Annotated in this window: 21 protein-coding genes and 1 pseudogene; 14 read left to right on the top strand and 8 right to left on the bottom strand. The window is 67.8% G+C overall.

The features are described from left to right. From mprF to NX02_RS06610, 4 genes are all read right to left on the bottom strand, one after another. The gene (mprF, locus tag NX02_RS06625) at nucleotides 1-2,589 is read right to left on the bottom strand and encodes a bifunctional lysylphosphatidylglycerol flippase/synthetase MprF (RefSeq protein WP_425424033.1); all 2,589 of its coding nucleotides are present in this window, start codon (nucleotides 2,587-2,589) and stop codon (nucleotides 1-3) included. Next, nucleotides 2,586-2,993, bottom strand: coding sequence for a DUF2147 domain-containing protein (locus NX02_RS06620; RefSeq protein WP_025291407.1), 408 nt, complete (start codon nucleotides 2,991-2,993; stop codon nucleotides 2,586-2,588). The genes mprF and NX02_RS06620 overlap by 4 nt, the downstream gene beginning before the upstream one ends. A 31-nt stretch (nucleotides 2,994-3,024) precedes the next feature. Continuing rightward, nucleotides 3,025-3,756 (bottom strand): AcvB/VirJ family lysyl-phosphatidylglycerol hydrolase, encoded by a 732-nt coding sequence (locus NX02_RS06615; RefSeq protein WP_047099749.1) that lies wholly within the window; start codon nucleotides 3,754-3,756, stop codon nucleotides 3,025-3,027. A gap of 174 nt (nucleotides 3,757-3,930) precedes the next feature. After that, the gene (locus NX02_RS06610; RefSeq protein ID WP_025291405.1) at nucleotides 3,931-6,342 is read right to left on the bottom strand and encodes a TonB-dependent receptor; all 2,412 of its coding nucleotides are present in this window, start codon (nucleotides 6,340-6,342) and stop codon (nucleotides 3,931-3,933) included. Nucleotides 6,343-6,650: 308 nt separating this feature from the next. Here NX02_RS06610 and NX02_RS06605 point away from each other — a divergent pair, with 308 nt between their 5' ends. After that, on the top strand, nucleotides 6,651-6,959 hold the full coding sequence (locus NX02_RS06605) for a UrcA family protein (RefSeq protein WP_025291404.1): 309 nt from the start codon (nucleotides 6,651-6,653) through the stop codon (nucleotides 6,957-6,959). Between the two features lie 51 nt (nucleotides 6,960-7,010). On the opposite strand, the gene NX02_RS06600 is transcribed toward NX02_RS06605, so the two are convergent. Next, nucleotides 7,011-7,619, bottom strand: a complete 609-nt coding sequence (locus NX02_RS06600; RefSeq protein ID WP_025291403.1) for a thioredoxin domain-containing protein — start codon at nucleotides 7,617-7,619, stop codon at nucleotides 7,011-7,013. Between the two features lie 157 nt (nucleotides 7,620-7,776). Between NX02_RS06600 and NX02_RS06595 the strand changes: the two genes are divergently transcribed. Further along, nucleotides 7,777-9,207 carry an agmatinase family protein gene (locus NX02_RS06595; RefSeq protein WP_025291402.1) on the top strand — a complete coding sequence of 477 codons (1,431 nt, stop codon included), beginning with the start codon at nucleotides 7,777-7,779 and terminating at the stop codon, nucleotides 9,205-9,207. A 186-nt stretch (nucleotides 9,208-9,393) separates the two neighbouring features. On the opposite strand, the pseudogene NX02_RS34015 reads toward NX02_RS06595, so the two are convergent. The 3 genes and pseudogenes from NX02_RS34015 to NX02_RS06585 form a co-directional block, all read right to left on the bottom strand. Beyond that, a pseudogene (locus tag NX02_RS34015) lies at nucleotides 9,394-9,468 on the bottom strand (hypothetical protein); the annotation flags it as partial. A gap of 122 nt (nucleotides 9,469-9,590) precedes the next feature. Next, nucleotides 9,591-10,799: an NO-inducible flavohemoprotein gene (gene hmpA, locus NX02_RS06590; protein WP_025291401.1), complete on the bottom strand. Its 1,209-nt coding sequence runs from the start codon at nucleotides 10,797-10,799 to the stop codon at nucleotides 9,591-9,593. 24 nt (nucleotides 10,800-10,823) lie between these two features. Then, on the bottom strand, nucleotides 10,824-11,207 hold the full coding sequence (locus NX02_RS06585; RefSeq protein WP_025291400.1) for a group III truncated hemoglobin: 384 nt from the start codon (nucleotides 11,205-11,207) through the stop codon (nucleotides 10,824-10,826). A 165-nt stretch (nucleotides 11,208-11,372) separates the two neighbouring features. Here NX02_RS06585 and NX02_RS06580 point away from each other — a divergent pair, with 165 nt between their 5' ends. From NX02_RS06580 to NX02_RS06525, 12 genes are all read left to right on the top strand, one after another. Further along, nucleotides 11,373-12,053, top strand: coding sequence for an alternative oxidase (locus tag NX02_RS06580; RefSeq protein WP_025291399.1), 681 nt, complete (start codon nucleotides 11,373-11,375; stop codon nucleotides 12,051-12,053). A gap of 97 nt (nucleotides 12,054-12,150) precedes the next feature. Next, nucleotides 12,151-12,618 (top strand): Rrf2 family transcriptional regulator, encoded by a 468-nt coding sequence (locus tag NX02_RS06575; RefSeq protein WP_025291398.1) that lies wholly within the window; start codon nucleotides 12,151-12,153, stop codon nucleotides 12,616-12,618. Nucleotides 12,619-12,793: 175 nt separating this feature from the next. Next, nucleotides 12,794-14,536, top strand: a complete 1,743-nt coding sequence (locus NX02_RS06570; RefSeq protein WP_025291397.1) for an N-acyl-D-amino-acid deacylase family protein — start codon at nucleotides 12,794-12,796, stop codon at nucleotides 14,534-14,536. Between the two features lie 158 nt (nucleotides 14,537-14,694). Beyond that, nucleotides 14,695-16,176, top strand: a complete 1,482-nt coding sequence (locus NX02_RS06565; RefSeq protein WP_025291396.1) for an agmatinase family protein — start codon at nucleotides 14,695-14,697, stop codon at nucleotides 16,174-16,176. Nucleotides 16,177-16,225: 49 nt separating this feature from the next. Beyond that, nucleotides 16,226-17,125 carry an urease accessory protein UreD gene (locus NX02_RS06560; RefSeq protein ID WP_245648785.1) on the top strand — a complete coding sequence of 300 codons (900 nt, stop codon included), beginning with the start codon at nucleotides 16,226-16,228 and terminating at the stop codon, nucleotides 17,123-17,125. A gap of 2 nt (nucleotides 17,126-17,127) precedes the next feature. After that, nucleotides 17,128-17,430, top strand: coding sequence for an urease subunit gamma (locus NX02_RS06555; protein ID WP_025291394.1), 303 nt, complete (start codon nucleotides 17,128-17,130; stop codon nucleotides 17,428-17,430). Continuing rightward, nucleotides 17,427-17,744 carry an urease subunit beta gene (locus NX02_RS06550; RefSeq protein WP_039996448.1) on the top strand — a complete coding sequence of 106 codons (318 nt, stop codon included), beginning with the start codon at nucleotides 17,427-17,429 and terminating at the stop codon, nucleotides 17,742-17,744. The genes NX02_RS06555 and NX02_RS06550 overlap by 4 nt, the downstream gene beginning before the upstream one ends. Next, nucleotides 17,741-19,453 (top strand): urease subunit alpha, encoded by a 1,713-nt coding sequence (gene ureC, locus NX02_RS06545; RefSeq protein WP_025291392.1) that lies wholly within the window; start codon nucleotides 17,741-17,743, stop codon nucleotides 19,451-19,453. Before NX02_RS06550 ends, ureC begins: the two co-directional genes overlap by 4 nt. Nucleotides 19,454-19,466: 13 nt before the next feature. Next, nucleotides 19,467-20,012: an urease accessory protein UreE gene (gene ureE, locus NX02_RS06540; protein WP_025291391.1), complete on the top strand. Its 546-nt coding sequence runs from the start codon at nucleotides 19,467-19,469 to the stop codon at nucleotides 20,010-20,012. Beyond that, complete coding sequence (locus tag NX02_RS06535; protein WP_245648784.1) at nucleotides 19,939-20,682, top strand: urease accessory protein UreF; 744 nt, start codon at nucleotides 19,939-19,941, stop codon at nucleotides 20,680-20,682. Before ureE ends, NX02_RS06535 begins: the two co-directional genes overlap by 74 nt. Then, nucleotides 20,679-21,326: an urease accessory protein UreG gene (ureG, locus tag NX02_RS06530; protein WP_025291389.1), complete on the top strand. Its 648-nt coding sequence runs from the start codon at nucleotides 20,679-20,681 to the stop codon at nucleotides 21,324-21,326. Before NX02_RS06535 ends, ureG begins: the two co-directional genes overlap by 4 nt. Next, entirely contained in the window at nucleotides 21,323-24,712 is a 3,390-nt protein-coding gene (locus NX02_RS06525) for a hybrid sensor histidine kinase/response regulator (RefSeq protein ID WP_025291388.1), read from the top strand. Before ureG ends, NX02_RS06525 begins: the two co-directional genes overlap by 4 nt. The last annotated feature ends 1 nt before the right edge of the window (nucleotide 24,713 follow it).

Raw genomic sequence — 24,713 nt, 5'->3', positions numbered from 1 at the left:
TCAGGCCGCCAGCGCCAGCCGGGCGCGGCGCGCGACGCTGCCGGCACCGCCGCCGACGAGCGTCTGCAGATCGATCAGCGCCCGCGCCAGCCCGACGCCATGCGGCGCGGCGATGTAGCGCGGCGACCAGACCGGCGCGAACTTCTCCTTATAGGCGCGTAAGCCTTCGAACCCGTACAGCGCCTCGCCATGGCGATAGAGCAGGTGGCCGACCTGCGCCCAGATCGGCGCCAGCCGCCGCGCCTCGATCCCCGAAAGCGGCGCGAGGCCCAGGTTGAACCAGCCATAGCCCTGTTCCCGCCCCCATTTCATGAGCTGGACGAACAGGAAATCCATCGTGCCGTAGGGCGCAGCGTCGGCGTGGCGCATCAGGTCGACCGACAATTCCTCGCGCTCTTCAGTGCCCCAGACGTTTGCGAAGGCGACGATCCGTCCCTCATGGCGCACCACCGCGCAATCGAACCGGGTGAGATAAGCGGGGTCGAAGCGGCCGATCGAGAAGGCCTTCTCGTCATGCCCCTTGGCGTCGAGCCAGGCGTCGGAGACCGCCCGGAGTTCGGGCATCAGCGGCGCGACCGCGGCGCGCGGTACGATCTCGAAGCTGGCACCTTCGCGGATCGCCCGCCGTTCGGCGTATCGCAGCGACTTCATCTCCGCGCCGTCGAGCGTGAAGCCGGCCAGCGCGACGCGCGCCTCCTCGCCATATTTGACGAGCTGCAGCCCGAGATCGATCGCCAGCGGCACCGCATCCAGCGAGATCTGGTAGAGCAGCAGCCGCCCCTGCGCGGCATCGGAGCGTTCGCGGATCATCCACAACAGATCGGGCCAGTCCGCACGCGCGCCGATCGGATCGCCCATCACGATCCAGCTCCGCCCCTGCACCTGATACATCAGCATCGCCGGTCCCGAGGGCGAGCGGAGGAAGCGCTTGTCGCCGGTATAAGCCAGCATCGCGTCGCTGCGCGGGCTGTGCGCGAGCGCCGTGGCCGCCGCCTGTTCGTCGACGGCGGTCGACGGCACCGTCGTATCCGGATGCGCGAACAGCCGCAGCACCGCGACGCAGACCAGCGCGACGGCGATCGCGAAGCTGGCGCGCAGGAAGCGCGAGGCATCGCCATGCCAGGCGAATTCCCACCACAGGTCATTCTGATAGGCGACATGCTTGTACGAGAAGAAGCCGACCCAGACCGACAGGCCGATCGCAACCGCTATCGGAACCCCCGTGCGCGGCGTGCCCAGCGCTGCGGTCAGCGCCGTCCGCCGGTAGAATGCGCCCCGCGAAAGCTGCAGCAGCGCGGCGACCGCCAGCAGGATCGCCGCTTCTTCATAATCGATGCCCTTCGCGACCGAGAAGGCGGCGCCCGCGATCAGCAGTGCCCGCGCGAGCAGGAAGGCGGCATCGAGCCGCCGGAACAGCGCGGGCGCAAGCAGCAGCAGCCCGGTGCCGGCCAGGCTGGCGGCGATGTGCGAGGTCTCGACGAAGGGCAAAGGCACGATATGGCGCAGCAGGTTGAGCCGCGCCGGCTCCGCGGGCAGCGATCCCGACACCAGCAGCACGACGCCGCCCGCGAACACCAAGGCCGCCAGCAAGGCCGGCGCGGTGCCGCGCATGACGAACCGGGCGATGCCCGCCGCGGCGTTGATCGGACGCTGCAACTGCCGCCGCTCTTGCAGCGCGAGCAGCAGCCCGGCGAGCGCGAGCGGCAGCAGATAATAGATGAGCCGATAGGCGATCAGCGCCGCGAGCAAGGCGGGCGGCGGCAATTGCGGCAGCAGCGCCAGCATCGCCGCCTCGAACACCCCCACCCCGCCCGGCACGTGGGCGAGCAGCGCGATGACGATCGCCAATGCATAGGCAAGAAAGAAGGCCGGAAACAAGGATGCCGAAGCGCCGGGGGCGAGCACCAGCAGCGCCGCGCTGGCGGCCGCGAGATCGACCGCGGAAATGCCGAGCAGCGCGAGCGCGCTGCCGCGCGACGGCAGGCGCCGCGGGCGTCGATGGCGCCCGGGCAAAAGCGCGAGGAGCAGCACCGCCGCAACCGATATGCCGCCGCCGATGAGATGCTGCAGCGTCGGCGCAATGGAGAACCCGCCGAGGGCAAGCGGCGCGGCATGCAGGATGAGCGCACCGCCCGCGAGCACGACCACCCCCATCCAGAAGGCGAGGCTGGCCATGGTGATGACGCGGACGACGTCGCCACCGTCGAGCCCGGCAGCGGTGTAGATGCGATAGCGCGCCGACCCGCCGGTCAGCCACGCGAAGCCCAGATTGTGGCTCAGCGTATAGCTGGTGAAGGCGGCGAAGGCGGCGGTGCGATAGGGGAGCGGCCGGCCGATCGCGCGGAGCGCGACGACGTCATACAGCGTCAGCATCGCATAGCTCGCGGCGGTCAGCATCAGCGCCGCCGCCACCCGCATCGGATCGACCGCGCGCAGCGCCGCGGCGATCGCATGGGGATGCACCTCGGCGAGCAGTGCGTGCAGCGCCGCGAAGCCGAGCAGTGCCGCCAGCAGCACGCCAACCGCCTCGATCCGCCGGCGGTGCCGCGCCGCCAGCATGCGCAGCGCGACGATCCCCGAGGCGATCATGCGCGGTGCCAGATCTGCGACCGGCAGATCAGCCCGCCGAGGATGCAGCCGCTGATGCGCAGCGCGTCCACGCCCTGCGGCTCGATCGTCGATGCAAAGCGCCGCCCCATATCGGGCACATAGACCTCGCCGCGCCAGCGCCCGGCTCCGGCCGGCCGGTAATTGCCGAGCAATTCGGTGCCGACCAGCCGCGGCACGCCGCTTTCGGCGGCATCCGCATTGGCCTCCGCGCTCGCCCAGACGATATGGCCGCAAAGCACGCTGCCGCACATGCCGGTCCGCACCTTCACGGTACCGTGCGGGTTGATCCAGGTGCCGAGCGTGGTGGCGACGGCAGGCACCTCGGCGCCGGCGGGCGTCGCCGCGCCCGGTCCGGCGAGCAATGCGGCGGCGACCGCGATCATGCCTCGCATCTTCCCTCCTTGGCGCATGGGTTCAGGTCGCCCGCGGCGCGGTGGCCAGGATCTCGCGGCGCAGCGCCGCGTAGAGCGCATCGATATCATGGTGCAGCGCATGCCCGCCGGGCAGCGCGACACCGCGGACGTTGGGCTGGGTCAACGCCGGGCAGAGGCTGTCCGCCTCGTCGACGCCCCGGATGCAGACCGTCGGCACCCAGGTGAGCGCGCGGGCGGTGGGCAAGGCCGCGGCATCGGGCCTCGCCCAATTGAACAGCTCGCCGGGCGACGCACGGAAAAAGACCGTGTCGGTCGGCACCACCAGCGCGACCATCTGCACCTTGCCGCGCAGGTCCGCGGGCAGCCGGGTCAGCCCGACATGCAGCATGTCGGCACCGAAAGACTGGCCGATCAGGATCAGCCGGTCGCCATGCCCGAAGGCGAGCGCGCGGCGTGCGGCCTTGGCGAGCAGCGCCTGCGCATCGGCGGGCGTGCGCTGCGTGCGGAAATAGGCAAGCGAACTGACGCCGATCACGGGAATGCCGTCGGCAGCCAGCCGATCGGCGATGCGCGGCCCCATGCCGATGCGAAAGCCGAGATCGCCGGACAGCAGCACCGCGACCGCGCCCTGCGCTGACGTGCCGGGCTTGGCCGGTATCTCGAAGAACACCGGCCCGCCGAAATAGCCGATATGCGCCAGCCAGCCGGCAAACCCTCCAGCCGCCGCAACCAGCAGCGCCAAAACGACCATCAACCTGCGCAACCGCGACATGCCTCGCGTCCCGTACGGAAGACCGGCCTGTGCCGATCCACGTTCGGTTATGGCGCGGCGCGCCTTTCCTCAGCGTTGGCGGATGATGAAATCTTGGTCATCGGGGATGGGATCTGCAGCGCTCGACACCTCCTTCCCGGCGCGCAGCGCCGGGAAGGAGGTTGCACGCCCAACTCAGAACTTCTTCGTCATCTCCACGCCCACCCGGCGCGGCGGGATCACCGTGCGCGCGTAGTAGCGGGAAACGACGCCGTCGTTGACGAAGCGGCGGCTGAGATCATTACCCACCGAGGCGACGGCATATTTGTCGAACAGGTTGTCGGCGAACAGCCGGATCTCCCAATCCTCCTTGCTGTAGGCGATGGAGGCGCGGTGGGTGACGAAGCTGGGCAGCTTTTCGCCGAAGCCACGGGCGCCGACGCGGGTGAGGATGTTGCCGGTATAGGTCATCGTCCAGTTGACCGCGATGTCGGAGGTGTCGCCGACCGGCAAGGTGTAGGTCGCCCCCACCGCGCCCGAATTCTTGGTGGAACCCGGCAGGCGATCGCCCGGCTCGGCATCCACCTCGCCGCCGCGGAACTTGATCAGGCCCGGCACCTCCTCGGTGAGGTGGGCATCGTTGTAGGCATAGTTGCCCCTCATCGTCAGCCCTTCGATCGGCCGCAACTGGACGGTCAGCTCGACGCCCTTCGACACGGCCTTGCCGCCGTTGACGGTGATGCCGATCGCGCCATTCTCGGTCAGGCCGTCGAGCTGGATGCCCGTCCAGTCGATATGATAGGCGGCGAGGCTGCCGGTGAAGCGCCGCTCGAACAGCGACCAGCGCATGCCGACTTCGACATTCTTCACCTCGTCCGGCGCGTAGACGAGCTCGTCGGGTAGCGCGCAGAGGTTCTGCCCCGGCGGCAGCGGCAGCGCGCACGGCGCCACGCGGTTGACGCCGCCGATGCGATAGCCCTTGCTGTAGGTCGCATAGACCATCAGTTCCTCGCCGAACTTGTACGAGCCGTTGAACTTCCAGACGAAGCCATCGTCCTTGGTGTTGCCGGCGCGGCTGCGGTAGTTGATTTCCGGGAACGGCTGGAAGAGCGGCAGCGCCTGCCCGCCGACCACATCCGCCTTGTAATCGAAATAGCGGCCGCCGGCGGTGAGTTGCAGTCCCTCGAACGGCTCGAGGCTGAGTTCGCCATAGACCGCCTTCTCGGTGGTCTTGCTGTCGACGAACGAGGCATATTCGATCTCGTCCGGCCGATCGATGCCAGCATAGGCGGGATAGCCCGGCAGGATCTCGAAATAGGTCGAGTTCTGCTTGAGCTCGTTATAGAAGCCGCCGACCACCCAGCTCAGCGGCCCGCCATGCGCGGAGACGAAACGCACTTCCTGGTTGAACTGCTCATAGTCGATGTCCGAGCGGGTATAGCCGGCGAAGGCCGGGAACAGCTCATAATCATAGTCGAGGTCGAGCAACAGGTCGGTAACGTCCACCGAGCTCTGGATCGTCTGCTTGGTATAGGCTGTCGCCGACACGAACTGCGCGAAGCTGCCGATGTCCGCCTCGATCTCCGCGCTCACCAGATGCGCCTTGCGGTCCGACGGCTCGAGGAAGCGCCACGGCGCCTCATATTTGCCGGTGCCGAACACGCCGCCGCCGTTGGACTGGCGGCCGTTGGTCTGCGTTTCCTGATAGGCGTAGGTCAGATAGACATTCAGCCAGTCCGCCGGGAAGATGCCGAGCTGGTTGCGCGTCGTGAAAGTATGCTCGAAATTGGCGTCCTTGTAGGTGTAGAGATTGTCGGCGACCTCCTGCGGCGTGCCGATCGAGCCGAAGAAACCGGTCGGATTGTTCGGCTGCGGCAGCGAGACGCCCGGATCGCGCACCAGATATTTGTAATCGATGAAGCCGGGATCGTTGTAGTAACCCACCGTCGAGCGCAGCGCGATCACGCCCGGAACGATCGGAACGTTGATCGTGCCGTCCACGCTGAAGCCCGGATCATCGGCATGCGCGACATCGTACATGCGGCCATGCGCCATGCCGGACCAATTGTCCGGATCCGGCCGGTTGGGAATGTAGCGGATCGCGCCGGCCAGCGTGCCGAGGCCATAGAGCGTGCCCTGCGGCCCGAGCAGCACCTCGACCCGGTCGATGTCGAGCAGCTTGAAATCGAGATAGAGCGGCACTTCGCCGAGATAGGTGGCGAGCGAATTGTCGGCGTTGCCGCCGGTATCGCCGGTATCGCTGGCGCTCAGGCCGCGCATCACGATGGTGCCGGTGTTGCGCGGGCCGGTATCCTGGATGGTGAGGCCGGGCGAGAAGGCAGCGATGTCGCGGACGTCGTCGATCCGCTGGTCCTGCAGTTCCGCTCCCGACAGCGCGGTGAGGTTGATCGGCGCATCCTGCAGCGACACCGCGCGGCGGGTGCCGGTGACGATGATCACGTCATCCCCGTCGTCCGGCGCCTGCGGCACAGGCGCGGCAGCGTCTTCGGAAGCGGCGGTCTGGGCTGCGACGGGCGCTGCGATCAGCAGCGTGCCGAGAGCGGTGGCCGACAGCAGGCTCCGGCTGGTCAGAGATCGGCGCATCATAAATTCCCCCTTCTTGTCTTGGTCCGATCGGTATCTCCCCACCTGCCCTGGCATTCTCGTGGGGTGATCGACCCCGGCGCCCTGGCTCCGCGGCTTCCTGGACGGCCGATGCGGATGGGCAGGCGCTGGGAGGCTATGCCCGCACCCCGGGGGACCCCTATGGGGCGTTTGACGTAGGCGACCGGGAAAGCGCGCGGAATCCGCTTATTTCGCGGCATCGAAACGCGCTGTTGGCGAAGGCGCCCGGCGGTGATATGGAGCGCGCACCCCGGCGTTTAATGACTGGGGAAATTCGCAGGAGATCAAGGATGCGGCTTCACCTCGTGCTGGCCTTCGGGCTGGCACTCGCGCCGTTGCCGGCGCTGGCCCACAACCCTCTAGCCGAAGACAGCGTGACCACGCGGGTCGGAGATCTCGATCTCTCCACCCCCGCGGGTCAGCGCGTCTTCACCGCACGCTTGACCCGTGCCGCCAAGGCGGTCTGCGGCAACGGCGCCTATCGGATCCATCTGTCGATGCAGCGCAAGGCGAATCAGTGCCGTGCCGAGGTCATCGCCGATGCGCGGGCGCGCGTTACCCCCGGCACCGAAGCGGTGGTGATCAGCGCGGCGCACTGACCGCCTTCCCCTTCCCCTTCCCCGGCGCGACGCGTCGGGGAGGTCGCCCCGTCATGCGGCGCCGATCGCCATCGGCACGACATTGGCATCGTCACTACCCGATCCCGCGCCGATGCCACACGCATCCCCCGCAGCGATCAGGCTTTCGAGATGCTCGCGCGCGCTGACGGCGCCCCGTGCGCGGACTCGGCCGTCCCCGCCGATCAGCACCCCCCAGGGCAGCACGCTCGCCTGATAGGCCGCGACGACCTGCCCGCTCAGCGCGAAATCGAACCCCGTCATCCGGAAGCGGTCGACCATCGCCGCCAGGTTTCGCGCGTCGCCGTCGCCGACGAACACCAGCCGCAGCCCTTCCGATCGGGCGAGGATCATCGCCACCGGGATGATCGCCTTGCAGACCGGCGAATCCGGCGTGACGAACAGCAGCAGCGCCGCCCGCCCTCCGGCATCCGGCCCGCCGACATTGACCACGCCGCCGCCAAGCCCCGGCGCGGCGATCATCGGCGCGGGATCGCCCACGCGCGGGCCGCCTTCGGCGACAAGCCCCGCCGCCTGCGCGAGCCGATCGTTGAGCGTGCCCACCTGCCGCGCGAGCGAAATCACCGCGACGACGAGCAGCGCGACCATGATCCAGAGCAGAAAGGTCGATGCGATCAGCATGGCGAGCGGCTTGGATCGGCGGGTTGCGGGCAGCCATAGGGCGTTTGACGTAGAGGCGGCCACCCGCGCCGATGCTAGCCCGCGGCGGTCGCCGGCGCCCTGTGGATCCTTTGGTCGCGCGCGCGGACGGCCGGGCGCATCGGGTGGAGGAAAACGGGTGAAGGTCGCGAAGACATTGGCGGTTCTGGCACTGGCCACGGCGGGCATCGCCTCCTTTGCCGTCGCCCAGAGCAACGAGAAAAGGTTCACGCCCGAGATCGAGGCGAAACTGGGCAGCCTCAGCGCCGCCGAACTGAAGTTCCTCCGCTCCAAGGACGTCAACAAGTTCGCGCCGGTTGAGGGCGAGCTCGAACGGCGGCTGGCGAAGAAGACGCCCGAAGAGATCAAGGCCTATGTCTCGGCGATGATGGAGGTGGTCGAAGCCTCGAAGTTCAACGCCAGGACCGACGCGCCGACGATCCCGCTCAACCCCGACACCAAGAATTTCAACACGTGGAAGGTGCTGCGGCCGGCGGTGCTCGATCCCAGGCGCGAGCCCGGCCCTTTCTCGCTCGGCCGCTACATGGAAGGGCGCAGCGGCATCCCGACCTTCTTCGGCCTGCCGGTGGCGCTGACGCCCGAGGATCTGGTGGCGGGCAAGGTCGACGTCGCGATGGTCGGCATTCCGCTCAACATGGGGTCGGGCACCCGCGGCGCGCATCTGGGGCCGACCGCGATGCGCACGGTGCGGATGGGCGCCGGCAACGACATGTATACGATGACCTCACCGCGCGCGACGCTCAACATGGTCGACTATGGCGACTTCGCGGTCGACAATATGAGCACCGAGCGCTCGATGGGGCATGTCCGCGAGATGGTCGCGTCGATCTCCAGCACCGGGGCGCTGCCCTTCATCGTCGGCGGCGACCACAGCCTCGCCTATTCGGATATCGCCGGCGTCACCGACGTGCTCGGCAAGGGCAAGGTCAGCGTGATCCACTTCGACTCGCATTATGATGCGGGGCGCGACCGCGCGCACCTGATCGACCATGGCCAGCCGGTCTATCGCCTGATCAAGGAAGGCCATGTCGCCGGCCGCGACTATATCCAGGTCGGCCTGCGCGCGCAGTCCCCCGACATCGAGACCTTCGAATGGATGCGCGAGCAGGGCTTCCGCTATCACACGATGGTGGAGGTGGAAAAATCGGGCTGGGACACCGTCGTCACCCGCGTGCTCAAGGAAGCCCGGGAGAATGGCAAGCGCGTGTTCGTGTCGTTCGACATCGACGTGCTCGATCCCGCCTATATGGTCGGCACCGGCACGCCCGTGCCGGACGGGTTGACGATGCGCGAGGTGGTGCCGCTGATCCGCCGCATCTGCGCAGAGACCGACCTCGCCGGCTTCGAACTGGTCGAACTCGACCCGACGATGGACCCCACCTACCGCTCCGCGCAGAACAGCGCCTACATCATGCACGCCTGCATGGCCGGCCTCTCGATCCGCAGGAAGGGGATCAGGGAGGAGCATTATCTGAGCCCGCTGAGTTCCGAATGGCAGGCACCCAAGCCGGCCAAGGGTGAGAAGAAGGCGAAGAAGACGCGCGGCTGAACCGGACACGAGATGTTCCTCCCCGACGCCGCGCGCCGGGAGGAACAGTCGGTCGCGCCTCGTCCGTCGGCCCGTCCGCTAGTCGGAGCCCGTTTCCCACGCCACCGGCGCATGATCGTAGAAATCCACCCGCATCGTCACCGGGCCGATCAGTTCGACATGGTGCGGTTCCGCTGGCAGCACCAGCCCGGGACGGTCGGCGGTCAGCGTCTCCGCCGGCCGCCCATCCTCGACCTGGTAGCGAAGCCGGCCATCGAGAATGCGGATGACGCCCCAGACGCCCGGCTTCGTCCGATGCGCGCGCTACAACGCCTTCGGCAACGTCCGCTCGGTGAAGACCGGGGTCGATCGGTAGGGCTGCGACGTGGCGGCGCCCATCGCCCCTAAGCCGCCATCAGTTCGTCGGCGGGGCCGAAGAACTCGTAATGGATGCGGCCGGCCGGCACGCCGGCGAGCGCCAGCCCCGAAACGAACGCGCGCAGGAAGGGCTTGGGGCCGCACAGGAAGACGTCCGCCTCCAGCAGCGGCGTGTGGCGCTTCAGCCAGTCGATCGCGATGAAGCCTTCGCCATGATGCGTCTCGCCAAGGCGGTCGTGCGACAGCGGATCGCTGTAGAAGGTCGTCACGGTGAGCGACGGGCAGGTCGCTGCGAGGTCCTGGACATGCGCGTCCATCGCATGCGTCTCGCTGTTGAGCGTGCCGTGGACATAATGTGCCTCGACATGCGGGTGATCGCGCGCGATCGCCTCCGCCATGCTCACCATCGGCGTCAGCCCGACACCGCCGGACAGGAGGATGACCGGGCGCTGCGGCGCATCGCCGAGGTAGAAATCGCCGGCGGGCGGCGTCGTTTCCAGCACGTCGCCGACCGCGACATCATCATGCAGGAAACGCGACCCGCCCTGCCCGTCCGCCTCGCGCTTCACCGAAATGCGGTAGAAGGCGCCATTGGGCCCGCAGGAGATCGAATAGTTGCGCTTCAGTTCGGGGCGTCCCCGCGGCTTCAGCCGGAAGGTCAGATACTGGCCGGGCTTGTGGCGCAGCACCGGCCCGCCATCCTCGGGTTTCAGGATGAACGAGGTGATCGTGCCGCTTTCGCGGATCTTCTCCGCCACCACGAACCGGCGCCAGCCTTCCCAGCCGCCCTCCGCCGCGAGGATCTCGCCGCGCAGCACCACCTCGCGCGCCTTCAAGATGTCGGCCAGGAACCAATAGGCTTCGCCCCACGCCGCCAATATCTCGTCGGTCGCGGCATCGCCCAGCACCTCCTTGATCGCCGCGAGCAGCGCATTGGCGACATAGGGATAATGTTCGGGCAGAATGTGATAGCCGACATGCTTGTAGGCGATCCGCTCGACCACCGGCGCGAGCGCGCCGAGATTCTCGATGTTCTGCGCATAGCCGAGGATCGCAGCGGCCAGCGCATGGACCTGCGCGCCGCTTTCGCCCTGGTTGGCATGGTTGAACAGCGCCTTGATATGCGCGTCCTGAAACAGCCGCGCATACATGGCGGTGGTGATCGCCGTGCCATGTTCGGCAAGCGCGGGAACGGTGGCCTTGACGATGGCGATCGTCGCGGGGGTCAATGACATGTCGGTCTCCTTGTGGGTCGATGATCAGGCCGCGGCGGGCCGGCGATACTGGACGGCGAGTTGCAGGCTCTCGGCGATGCGCGCGGCCTTGGCCTGCATCGCGGCGGCCGCGGCGGGATCGAGCCGCTCGTCGGTGGTCTGGCGCCACAGCGTCAGCCACCGCGCGAAGCGCTCGGGCGTCATGCTGTCGGCATGGATCAGGTGGAGCGCGACCGGATTGCCCTTGTAGCGCCCCGTCGTCAGCATCACCGACGACCAGAAATCGGCGAGCCGCGCATGATGGTCGTCCCAGTCATGGACGGCAGCGGCGAAGACGGGGCCGAGCAGCGCGTCGCCGCGCACGCGTTGGTAGAAATGCTCGATCAGCGGGCGCAGCGCCGCTTCGTCGATCAACGGAGGACGGGTCATCGGAGTCGATCCTATAAGGTGCTAATCACATGCACTTTATGTGGCCGCGATAAGGTGCATGTCAACAGCACCTTTTCATTGCGTGAGGATCCCGAAAGAGATAAATGATCTGCACCTTTCGCGACTCGCCCTCCTGACGCGCCGCGCTGACAGGGAGATTTTGAAATGATCGACCATGTTGCAGTGAGCATCGAGCATCGCCGGCCCGCGGATCTGGGTGACCGCGTGGCGTGGGGCTTCACCAAGACCATGCGGTTCTTCGCCGACCTGCTGTTCCGGCAGCGCCACGGCCATCGCGCGATCGTGATCGAAACCGTCGCGGCGGTGCCGGGCATGGTCGGCGCCACGCTGACCCACCTGAAGTGCCTGCGCCGCATGGTGGACGATAATGGCTGGATCCGCACCTTGATGGAGGAAGCCGAAAATGAGCGGATGCACCTGATGACCTTCGTCGCGGTGGCGCAGCCGAACATGCTCGAGCGGCTGCTGATCCTGCTGGTGCAGGCGGGATTCTACACCGCCTTCTTCGCGCTTTATCTGGTCGCGCCGCGGGTTGCGCACCGCGTCGTCGGCTATTTCGAGGAGGAGGCGGTAATCAGCTACACCCACTTCCTGCAGGCGATCGACGCGGGCGCCATCGCCGACGGCCCTGCCCCCGCGATCGCGCTGCATTACTGGAAGCTGCCGGCGGATGCGACGCTGCGCGACGTCGTGCTCAAGGTGCGCGCGGACGAGGCGCATCACCGCGACGTCAACCATGGCTTCGCCGATGAGCTCGGCGGGCAGGCGCCGGGGCGGATCGCACCCTACCCCGAACATGCCGACGATGTGAGAGTCGCGGCTTGAAGCCCTACGCCATGGATCGCACCGTCGGGACGGTCCGGCTTGAGCCGGGCCGTCCTGCACGTCATGAAGGGACGATGCCTGTCCTCGGTGCCCGTCCGTGCAGTTGACCCGCTACACCGACTATGCCGTCCGCGTGCTCCTCCATGTCGGCGCGCGCGACGAGGGGGATCTGTCGTCGATCGCCGAGATTGCGCAGGTCTATGACATCTCGAAGGATACGCTGAAGAAGATCGTCCAGGATCTGAACCAGGCGGGGTTCGTCACCGCGGTGCGCGGCCGCAACGGCGGCCTCAAGCTGGGCCGCCCGGCCGGGGACATCACGATCGGCGCGATCGTCCGCCATACCGAAACCGGCTTCGACCTCGTCGATTGCAGTTCATGCCTGATCGCGCCCGCCTGCACCTTGCCCCGCATCCTCAACGAAGCGACGCAGGCCTTCCTCGCCGTGCTCGACCGCTACACATTGGCCGACGTGCTCAGCCGCCGCGCCGACCTGCGCGGGCTGTTCGGCAATTTCGCGCCGCTGAAGACGGTGATCAAGGATGTGACGCCGGATGTCGCATAATCCCCTGCCGCGGCGTCGCCCGCCGGCTCGCCCGATACACCCCTAGGGGATCCCTCCACGATCCCTCTGCGCGCGGAACGATTTGCCTCCCGCCAAACTCCCATATTCTGCGCGTCTTCCGGCAAGGGGGCGGACACAGACTCCCGGAGCGCCGGATCCAGCGAAGGGAGAGGTCATGGCAGATATTTTGATCCGCGGCGGCACCGTCGTCGATGGCACGCTTCGGCCGGCCAGGAAGGCCGATGTGCGGGTGGCGGGCACCACCGTCGCCGAAATCGGAAGCGATCTCGAAGCGAAGCCCGGCGAGCGGGTGGTGGACGCCACCGGCTGCTATGTGACGCCCGGCTTCATCGAGCCGCACACCCATTATGACGCGACGATGTGGTGGCAGGACGATCTCAATCCCCTGCCCGGCTATGGCGCGACGACGATCGTGATGGGCAATTGCGGCTTTTCCGCCGCGCCGATTTCCGACGACGAGACGGTGCGCAACGAGATCGTCGGCATCTTCGCCTTCTTCGAGGACATCGACAAGCAGGCCTTCGTCAACGAACTGCCGTGGGACTGGCGCAAATGGTCCGAATACAAGGCCTCGATGACGAAGAACGTCCGGATCCCGCTGAACTATGCCGCCTTCGTCGGCCATATCGCGATCCGGCTGGCGGCGATGGGCATGGACGCCTGGACCCGCGCCGCGACCGACGAGGAAATCGCCAGGATGTGCGAGCTGCTCGACGATGCCTGCAAGGCGGGCGCGATGGGGCTTTCGACCAACCAGCTCGATTTCGACGGTGACGACCGGCCGGTGCCGACCTTCGCCGCCGAGGACAAGGAGTTCCGCGCGCTGCTCGAGGTGCTGTCGCGCAACCCCGGCACGGTGTGCCAGATCGTGATGGACACCTTCATCCGGCTGAACTGCCCGGTGACGCTGGCGCGGTTCGCGCGGCTGGCCGAAGGGCTCGACGTGCGGATCCAGTGGGCGGGTATTCCGACGCTCGATTTCCAGAAGCCGATCGTGCCCGACCTGCAGAAACAGCATGACGCGCTGAAGGCGGAAGGCCGCGACTTCTGGACCGCCTATACCCACGTCTCCCCCACCAACACGCTGTCGCTCACCAAGTCGCTGATCTTCGCGCAGTCGGGCGACTTCGTGTGGCATGAGGTGGTCGCGGCGGACAGCTGGGCGGAGAAGGAAAGGCTGCTCGCCGATCCGGACTGGCGCGCGCGGGCACGCGAAAGCTGGGATACCAAGGCGTGGGCGCACGCGCCGATGAGCAACCCCGACCGGCTGCTGCTGCGCAATTCGGACAATGGCGTCGGGCCGATGAACCTCACCCTTTCCGACTATATGAAAATGACCGGGATCGCGCACCGGTCGGATGCGATGGCGGACTGGATCCTGCGCAACGGCATCAAGTCCACCGTCCACATGGCGCCCTATCCGATGAACGAGGAGGTGATCGTCCAGCTGATCCGCGATCCGCGGTCGGTCGGCAACGTCTCGGATGCGGGCGCGCACGCGCAGATGTTCTGCGGGCCGGGTGAGAATATGCTGCTGTTCACCTACTATGTCCGGCAGGGCAAGATCACGATCGAGGAAGCGGTCCATGTCCAGACCGGCAAGCTCGCCGAGCATTTCAACCTGCAGGGGCGCGGCGTGCTGGCGGTGGGCAACCCCGCCGACATCACCGTGTTCAACATGGATGAGATCGAGCGTCGCGAGGAGCGCAAGATCTTCGACGCGCCCGACGGCATGGGCGGCATCACCTGGCGCTATACGCGCGATCCGGCGCCGATGCGGCTGACCCTGGTCAACGGCACGCCGACGTTCGAGAAGGATGGCGGGGCGACGGGGACGCGGCCGGGCGAGTTTCTCGCGCCCGCGCCGGCGTTCGAATATGCGGTGGCGGCGGAATAGCCACAGCCGCACCACGGCATTTGATGCTTTGCCAGCGCCCCAGTGCGATCCGATCGCGCGGGGGCGCCCGATTCTACGTCAATCGCCCCATGGCGCCGTCACGGACCGGCCCTAGCCTGCTCGCGATCGTCATGATGGATCGAACGGGGGGAAGGCGGATGAAGCTCAAGCAGGTCGTCGTCGGGGTGTTGCTGGCGGGCGCCGCACTCGGCAGCGCGAGCATCGCGATCGGCGAGGAAAAGCCCAAGCCTCCCGCCTGGCTGGAAGCCAAACTGAAGTCCATTCCCAAGGAAAAGCGTGACTTCCTGCTCTCCGAAAAGTCGGAAGGGTTTGGCAAGCCCGAGAAATTGTTCGAACGGTTCAAGGACAAGAACCCCGAGCAGATCGAAGCCTATATCGACGGCATGATGGCCGTGGTGGAGGCGTACAAGTTCAAGCCCGAGACCGACATGGCCTCGATCCCGCTCGAAACCGACAATCCGCGCTTCAACGCGTGGAAGACGATGCGGCCCAAGACCTTCGATCCCAGGCGTGAACCGGGGCCCTTCTCGCTCAGCTACTATATGCGCGACTGGGGCGGCGGCATCGCCACCTTCGCCGGCGCGCCGGTGGCGATCTATCCCGAGGATCTGGTCGCGGGCAAGGTCGATGTCGCGATCGTCGGCGCGCCGCTCGACATGGGATCGGGCTATCGCGGCGCCAAGCTGGGGCCGCAGTCGCTGCGCGCGCAATATGGCGCGGGCGGCATCGACATGTACACGATGGTCGACCCCTCGGAGGAGCTCAACATCGTCGACTATGGCGACATCGCCGTCGACAATATGAGCACCGAGCGCACCGTCCACCACGTGCGCGAGCGCGTCGCCGAGATCGCGCGCACCGGCGCGATCCCGTTCATCGTCGGCGGTGACCACAGCCTCGAATATTCGGACGTGGCCGGCCTCGCCGACGTGCATGGCAAGGGCAGCTTCGGCGTCGTCCACTTCGACTCGCACTATGACGCCGGGCGTGAGGGCGTGCACTTCATCACCCATGGCGCCCCGGTCTATCGCGCGGTCAAGGAAGGCCATGTCCTCGGCAAGAATTACATCCAGGTCGGCTTGCGCGGACCATGGCCGGGCGCCGAGGGGTTCGAATGGATGCGCAACAACGGCGTGCGCTACCACGCGATGCCCGAGGTGGAGAAAAGCGGCTGGCAGGCGGTGATGGAACGCGCGCTGAAGGAGGCGCGGGAAAGCGGAAAGAAGCTCTATGTCAGCTTCGACGTCGACGTGCTCGACCCCGCCTTCATCCCCGGCACCGGCACCCCCGTGCCCGGCGGCCTGACGATGCGCGAGGCGCTGCCGATCGTGCGGCGGCTGTGCGCGGAGAACGAACTGGTCGGCTTCGAGATCGTCGAGGTCGCGCCGCAGCTCGACCCGACCTATCGCACGCCGCTCAACGCCAATTTCATCATGCACGCCTGCCTGACCGGCGTCGCGATGCGCAAGAAGGGCATCACCCAGCCCGGCTTCCTCTCGGATCTGACGACCGAGCATATGCAGCCGGGGGCGGGCGAGAAGGCGGCGCGCGAGGGCAAGGCGGAGAAGGTCGATCCGGCCTATGCGAAGCCGGCGCCGGCGAAGCGCAACCGGAGCTGAGGGCGACGCTCTTTCACCATACGTCCTTTCACCATACGTCAAATGCCCCATGCCGGGCGCGTTCCGCGCCCCGCAATACCGGATCATGGAGCATAGCCCGCCCGCTCACACCGTCATCCGCCCGCCGGCTTCGCCGTCGCGGCACCAGCGGGTCGACGGCCATGCGCGGGTGGCGTTCGGGGCAGATGGCATCCGCGACCTCTACCAGCGCTCCCCCTGCCGGCTTCTGTTTCCCGACACCGAGCCCGGCGACCTGCGCCAGGCCGTGTCGATCACCACCAGCGGCGGGCTGACCGGCGGCGACCGCGTGCGGCTGGAGATCGCGGTGGATGCGCATGCGCGCGGCGCCGTCACCACGCAGGCGGCCGAGAAGCTCTATCGCGTGCTGCCCGACGATCCCGACATCCGCATCGAGACGCGCATCGAGATCGGTGAGGCCGGCGTCTGCGAATGGCTGGCGCAGGAAGCGATCCTGTTCGATCGCAGCCGCGTGCGCCGCAGCCTGCAGGTCGATCTCGGCCCGGCGGCAAGGATGCTCGCGGTGGAAAGCCTCGTCTTCGGCCGCAGCGCGATGGGCGAGACCTTTGCGACGGGGCTGATCCATGACGCGTGGCGGATCCGCCGCGGCGGGCGGCTGGTGTGGGCGGATGCGCTGCATGTCGACGGCGATTTCGCCGCGACCGCCGACCGCCCGTTCGGCTTCGGCGGCGCGCGCGCGATCGCGACGATCGTCTATGCGGGCGCCGACGCCGCCGACCATCTGGACCTGGGCCGCGCGCTCGCCGGCGCGCCCTCCGGTGGGGCGACCGCAATGGACGAATTGCTCATCCTGCGGCTGATCGATGCCGATGCCCGCGCATTGCGCGACCGCGTCATGCGCGCCGCGTCGGCGCTGCGCGCCGCGGCGCTCGCCCTGCCGGCCCGCCTCCCAGCCGTTTGGTATTGCTGACCATGAACCTCACCCCCCGCGAGAAAGACAAGCTGCTCGTCGCGATGGCGGCGATCGTCGCGCGCAACCGGCTCGAGCGCGGGGTGAAGCTCAACCATCCCGAAAGCATCGCGCTGATCACCGAGCATGTCGTGGAGGGTGCGCGCGACGGGCGCAGCGTCGCCGAACTGATGGCGAGCGGCGGCCATGTGCTGCACCGCGACCAGGTGATGCCCGGCATCGCCGAGATGATCCACGACATCCAGGTCGAGGCGACCTTTCCCGACGGCACCAAGCTCGTCACCGTGCACAGGCCGATCCGATGAGCGCCGATCCGATTCCGGGCGAGATCATCCCCGCCGATGGCGAGATCCTCCTCAATGCCGATCGCCCGGTGATCCGCCTGGCCGTCGCCAACACCGGCGATCGCCCGATCCAGGTCGGCAGCCATTATCATTTCGCCGAGACCAACCCGGCACTCGATTTCGACCGCGGCGCGGCGCGCGGCCACCGGCTGGACATCGCGCCCGGCACCGCGGTGCGCTTCGAGCCCGGCCAGACGCGCGAGGTGGCGTTGATCCCCTATGCCGGCACCCGCACCGTGACCGGCTTCAGGGGCGAGGTGATGGGGCCGCTATGAGCATCAGCCTGTCCCGCCGCGCCTATGCCGGCATGTTCGGGCCGACCACCGGCGATCGCATCCGGCTGGGGGATTCGGCGCTGCTGATCCGGGTCGAGGCCGATCGCACCATCTATGGCGAAGAGGTGAAGTTCGGCGGTGGCAGGGTGATCCGCGACGGCATGGGCCAGTCGCAGGCGACGCGCGCGGAGGGCGCTGCCGACACCGTCATCACCAACGCCGTGATCCTCGATCATACCGGCATCGTGAAGGCGGATGTCGCGATCCGCGACGGCCGCATCGCCGCGATCGGCAAGGCGGGCAATCCCGATACCCAGCCCGGCGTCACCATCGTCATCGGCCCCGGCACCGAGATCATCGCCGGCGAGGGCCGCATCCTCACCGCCGGCGCGATCGACGCACACATCCATTTCATCTGCCCGCAGCAGGCGGAGGAGGCGCTCAACGCCGGCGTCACCACCATGCTCGGCGGCGGCACCGGCCCCGCGCACGGCACGCTCGCCACCACCTGCACGCCGGGGCCCTGGCATCTGGAGCGGATGTTCCAGGCGCTGGAGGCGATCCCGATGAATTTCGGGCTGTTCGGCAAGGGCAATGCCAGCCGCCCGGACGCGCTGGAGGAAATGGTCCGCGCCGGCGCCTGCGGCCTCAAGCTGCACGAGGATTGGGGAACGACCCCGGCGGCGATCGACTGCTGCCTCTCCGTCGCCGACCGGCTGGACGTGCAGGTGACATTGCACACCGACACGCTCAACGAGAGCGGCTTCGTCGAAAGCACGATCGCCGCGTTCAAGGGCCGCACGATCCACGCGTTCCACACCGAGGGCGCCGGTGGCGGCCACGCGCCGGATATCATCCGCGTGGCGGGGCTGCCCAACGTCCTCCCCTCCTCCACCAACCCCACCCGGCCCTATACCGTCAACACGCTCGACGAGCATCTCGACATGCTGATGGTGTGCCATCATCTCGATCCCCGGATCGCCGAGGATGTCGCCTTCGCCGAAAGCCGCATCCGCAAGGAAACGATCGCCGCGGAGGACATCCTCCACGATCTCGGCGCCTTCTCGATGATGTCGTCGGACAGCCAGGCGATGGGCCGCGTGGGGGAAACGATCATCCGCTGCTGGCAGACCGCCGACAAGATGAAGCGCCAGCGCGGCGCGCTCGGTCCCGACGATGGCGAGGCGGACAATTTCCGCGCGCGGCGCTACATCGCCAAATATACGATCAACCCCGCGATCGCGCACGGCATCGCCGACATCGTCGGCTCGGTGGAGGTCGGCAAGCTCGCCGATCTGGTCCTCTGGTCGCCCGCCTTCTTCGCGGTGAAGCCCGATCTGGTGATCAAGGGCGGCAGCATCGCCGCGGCGCCGATGGGCGATCCCAACGCCAGCATCCCGACGCCGCAGCCGGTGCACTACCGGCCGATGTTCGGATCCTTCGGCCGCGCCTGCACGATGTCGTCCGTCCACTTCGTCTCGGCGGCGTCGATCGATGCCGGTATCGACCGCAGATATGCGCTTTCCCGGCCGCTGGTTGCGGTGCACGATGTGCGCGGCGGGATCGGGAAGGGATCGATGAAGCTCAACGATGCCATGCCGCACATCGAGGTCGATCCGGAAACCTACGAGGTGCGCGCCGATGGCGAATTGCTGACGTGTGCGCCCGCCGACGTGCTGCCCTTCGCGCAGCGATATTTTCTGTTCTGAACGGGGTCCGCACATGCTGGTGGCGCAACAGGTGATCGGCAGGGGCGCATGGACGGAAAGCAGCGCGTTCGACCATGTCGCGCTCGATTTCGACGCGCGGCATCGCCGGCGCTTCGCTTATGACAGCGCGGGGGGCACCCGCTTCCTGCTGAGCCTGCCGCGCGCGACCGTGCTGCGCGATGGCGACGCATTGCGGCTGTCCGACGGGCGGCTGATCGCGGTCCGCGCCGCGCCCGAACCGCTGATGGAGGTGCGCGCCGGGGCAGACGCCAATCTCGCGCGCCTCGCCTGGCATATCGGCAACCGCCATTTGCCTGCCGAGGTGCTGGCAGACCGCATCCGGCTGCGCGCGGATCATGTCATCCAGGCGATGCTGGTCGGGCTCGGTGCGGAGGTGGTGCTGATCGACGGCCCGTTCACGCCCGAAGCCGGCGCCTATGCCGGATCGGGCGGCGGCCATGGTCATCACGATCATCACGGCCACCATGACCATCACGACCATGATCATGCGCACGATCATGATCATGATCACCATCATCATCATCATCATGCTCACTGACGTCGCCTTCCACCGCCTGCTTGCCTGGACGTCGCCCGCCTATCCGGTCGGCGCCTTCACCTACAGCCATGGGCTGGAAACGGCGGTGGACGATGGGCGCGTCACCGACCTCGATACGCTGGCCGACTATGTCGATGCGGTGCTGACGCGCGGCGGCGGCTGGGCGGATGCGGTGCTGTTCGCGCATGGCTGGCGCGCGGCGGGCGATGCCGGGCGGTTCGACGCGGTTGCCGAGCTCGCCGCGGCGTTCCGCGCAAGCGGCGAGACCGCGCTGGAGAGCCATCAGCAGGGCCGCTCCTTCCTCACCGTCACCCGCCGCGCCTGGCCGCATCCCGCGCTCGACGATTTCGCGCGGCGCAACGGCGACCGGCCGATCGCGCATGCCGCGGCGCTCGCGCTGGCGACGGCGGCGCATGGCGTGCCGCTGGCGGCCGCGCTCAACGCCTATCTGCACGGCACCGCAGCCAACCTCATCTCCGCCGGCGTGCGGCTGGTGCCGCTCGGCCAGACCGATGGCCAGATCGCGACCGCGCGCCTCGCCGGCCGGATCGAGGCGATCGCCGAACGCGCGATGGCCACCCCGCTCGACGATCTCGGCACCGCGGCGCCCTTGCTCGAACTCGCCTCGCTCCACCACGAAACGCTCTACACAAGGCTCTTCCGGTCATGACCCAGCCCGCCTTCGCGCCCCAGCCCACCGGTCCGTTGCGCGTCGGCATCGGCGGCCCGGTGGGATCGGGCAAGACCGCGCTGACCGACCGGCTCTGCAAGGCGATGCGCGATCATTACGATGTCGCGGCGATCACCAACGACATCTACACGCGCGAGGATGCGGAGTTCCTGACGCGCTCGGGCGCGCTCGCGCCGGAACGGATCATGGGCGTGGAGACCGGCGGCTGCCCGCACACCGCGATCCGCGAGGATGCCAGCATCAACCTCGCCGCGGTCGACCAGATGGTCGGGCGTTTTCCGGGGCTCGAACTGATCTTCATCGAAAGCGGCGGCGACAATCTGGCGGCGACCTTCAGCCCCGAGCTGGCCGACATCACCCTCTACGTCATCGACGTTTCCGCCGGCGACAAGATCCCGCGCAAGGGCGGCCCCGGCATCACCCGGTCCGACCTGCTGGTGATCAACAAGATCGACCTCGCACCGCTGGTCGGCGCCAGCCTCGAGGTGATGGATCGCGACGCCCGCAGGATGCGCGGCAGCCGTCCCTTCCTGTTCACCAACCTCAAGGACAATGTCGGGCTGGACGAGATCGTCGCCTTCATCGTCTCCGCTGGCGGGCTGGCGCGCGAACCGGCCGGATGAAGCAGCCCGCCTACATCTACCGCGAGAAGCGGCTCTACAACAAATGGGCGGCCAGCCAGACGCTGGAAGACTATGCCCTGCGCTACACCGCCGACCATGCCCGCAAATGGTCCGCCGCGAAGGTCGCCAACACCGCGATCGGCGCCAGCGCCTTCCTCGCCTGCGAGGCGATCGGCGCTGCGATCACCCTGACCTACGGCTTTTCCAACAGCGTCGCGGCGATCCTCGCCGCCGTGGTGCTGATGTTCGCGATCGGCTTCCCGATCGCCTATCACTCCGCCCGCCACGGGCTGGACATCGACCTGCTGACCCGCGGCGCCGGCTTCGGCTATCTCGGCTCGACGATCACCTCGCTGATCTACGCCTCCTTCACCTTCCTGCTCTTCTCGGTCGAGGCGAGCATCATGGCGGTCGCTCTGCGGGCGATGTTCGGCGTGCCGATGTCGCTCGCCTATCTGCTGAGTTCGGTGGTGGTGATCCCGATCGCGATCTGGGGGATGAGCGCGATCACCCGCTTCCAGACCGTCACCCAGCCGATCTGGGTGGTGCTGCAGCTTCTGCCGATCGTCTATATCCTGGCGCTGGGCCGCCCCGCGCTCGACGAATGGAGCCGCTTCACCGGGCTGTTCGGCGCGGCCGACGGCGGCGTCAGCCTGCTCCATTTCGGCCTCGCTTTCTCAACCCTGCTGTCGCTGCTGCCGCAGATCGGCGAACAGGCCGATTATCTGCGCTTCCTGCCGCCCCGGGCGCGGACGGGCGGCACCCGCTGGTGGCTGGCGCTGATCGCGGGCGGGCCGGGCTGGACGTTGATCGGCGGCGTCAAGCTGCTGCTGGGATCCTTCCTCGCCGACTATGCGCTGCGCCACGGCATCGCCGCCGCGGATGCCGCCAGCCCGACCGACCTGTTCCTGACGATCTTCACCGCGATGACGAGCCATTCGGGGCTGGCGCTGGTGGTGACCGGCGTGTTCATCATCACCTGCCAGCTCAAGATCAACGTCACCAACGCCTATGCGGGCTCGATCGCCTGGTCCAACTTCTTCGCGCGGCTCACCCACAGCCATCCGGGGCGGGTCGTCTGGCTGATCTTCAACGTCGTGCTCGCGCTGCTGCTGATGGAAATCGGCATCATCGACGCGATCGAGGGCGTGCTGATCTTCTACGCCAATGTCGCCGCGGGCTGGATCGGCGCGCTGGCGGCGGACCTCACCGTCTCCAAGCCGCTCGGCCTTTCGCCCCGGGGCATCGAGTTCAAGCGCGCGCACCTCTACGACATCAACCCGGTCGGCGTCGGCGCGATGCTGCTGTCGATCGCCGCCTCCACCGTGTCGCTGCTCGGCGTGCTGGGGCCGCTGCCGCAGGCGTTCGCGCCCGCGATCGGCATCGCCGTCGCCTTCGTCGCCGCGCCGGCGATCGCGCTGGCGACGCGCAGCCGCTATTATCTCGCGCGCCAGTCCGCGCTGCCGGCGCGCGCCGGGGCGCAGCGCTGCGTGATCTGCGAGAATGACTTCGAACCGTCGGACATGGCGCATTGCCCGGTCTACGCCGCGCCGATCTGCTCGCTGTGCTGCACGCTCGAGGCGCGCTGTCACGATCGCTGCAAGGAGGGCAGCCGCGCCACCCAGCAGATCGCAGGCTGGCTCGAAAAGCTGATGCCGCGCCGGGTCGCGCGCCACGTCCACACCCCGGTCGGCCATTTCGTCGCGGTGCTGGGCTTCATCACCGCGTGCAACGCGGCGGTGCTCGGGCTGATCCATTGGCAATATGTCGGCCGCGCGCCGGGCGCCGACCTCCATGTCGGGCCGGTCCTGCTCGGCGTCTTCCTCGTCTTCACCTTGCTCGCCGGGGTCGTCGCCTGGATCATCGTGCTTGCCCATGAAAGCCGGCGCGGCGCGATGCGCGAAACCGCGCATCATGTGCAGATGCTGGTGGAAGAGATCGCCGCGCACGACGTGACCGACCAGCAGCTCGAAAAGGCGCGGCAGGCGGCGGAGGCGGCCAATGCCGCCAAGAGCCGCTATCTCGTCAGCGTCAGCCACGAGATCCGATCGCCGCTCAATTCGATCTACGGCTATGCGCAGTTGCTGGAGCGCGGCAGCGACGTGGCGCCGGTCGAGGCCGCGAAGGTGATCCGCCGCAGCGCGGAGCATCTCACCAACCTCGTCGAGGGGCTGCTGGACATCTCGCAGGTCGAAAGCGGCGTGCTCAGGATCAACCGCGATACGGTGCGGCTGCCCGCCTTCCTCGACCAGATTACCAACATGTTCCGCCCGCAGGCGCAGGCCAAGGGCATCGGCTTCGTCTATGACCGGCCCGAGCGGCTCCCCGAATTCGTCCACACCGACCAGAAGCGGCTGCGGCAGATCCTGATCAACCTGCTTTCAAACGCGATCAAGTTCACCGAGCAGGGCCAGGTGATCTTCCGCGTGACCTATCGCAGCCAGCTCGCGACGATCGAGATCGTCGACACCGGGATCGGCATCGAGGCGGACGATCTCCAGCGCATCTTCGCCCCCTTCGAGCGCGGCCGCAGCCGCACCGCCTTGCGCCAGCAGGGCGTGGGGCTGGGCCTGTCGATCACCAACGCGCTGATCCAGATCCTGGGGGGCGAGATCAGGGTGACGAGCGAGCCCGGCAAGGGCACCTGCTTCACCGTCCGGCTGATGCTGTCGCAGGCGGCGGGCAGCACCGCCGCCAATGCCGATGCGCCGCACAGCGAGGCGATCACCGGCTATGCCGGCCCGCGCCGCTCGATCCTGCTGATCGACGATGATCCGACGCAGATCTCGGTGCTGCGCAACCTGCTGGAGCCGATCGGCTTCGCCATCGACGCCGCGCTGGACGGCGAGGCCGGCATCGCCCGCGCCGCGATGGCGCGGCCGGACCTGGTGCTGCTCGACATCAGCATGCCGGGCCTTTCGGGGTGGGAAGCGGCACGGCTGCTGCGGCAGGCGCATGGCCCCGCGATCCGCATCGTCATGGTCTCCGCGGACGCGCATGAGTATCGCCGCGGCGGCGACGGCCGCGACAGCCATGACATGTTCCTGCTGAAGCCGGTGGAGCTCAACAGTCTGCTCGACCTGATCGCCGACCAGCTCGACCTGCAATGGCTCGCCGCCTCCGACGACCAGCATGCCGCGCCCCCGCCCGACCGTGGCGGTGGCACGCCGCAGACGCTGCCGGGCGAGGCCCTGCCCTATCTCGCCGACCTCGAACAGCTGGTGAAGATCGGCCACGTCCGCGGCATCGAGGGCAAGATCCGGGAGCTGGCGGCGGCGGTGCCGCAGGCGGCCGCCGCGGCCGACGAATTCCTCTCCTGCCTCGACCAGTTCGACCTCAAGCGACTGGCGGCGGCCATCAAGACGAGACGCGCCCATGCCCGCTGAC

This window comes from Sphingomonas sanxanigenens DSM 19645 = NX02 (assembly GCF_000512205.2).
GTDB lineage: Bacteria > Pseudomonadota > Alphaproteobacteria > Sphingomonadales > Sphingomonadaceae > Sphingomonas_D > Sphingomonas_D sanxanigenens.
This window is presented reverse-complemented; position numbering and strand designations above follow the sequence as displayed.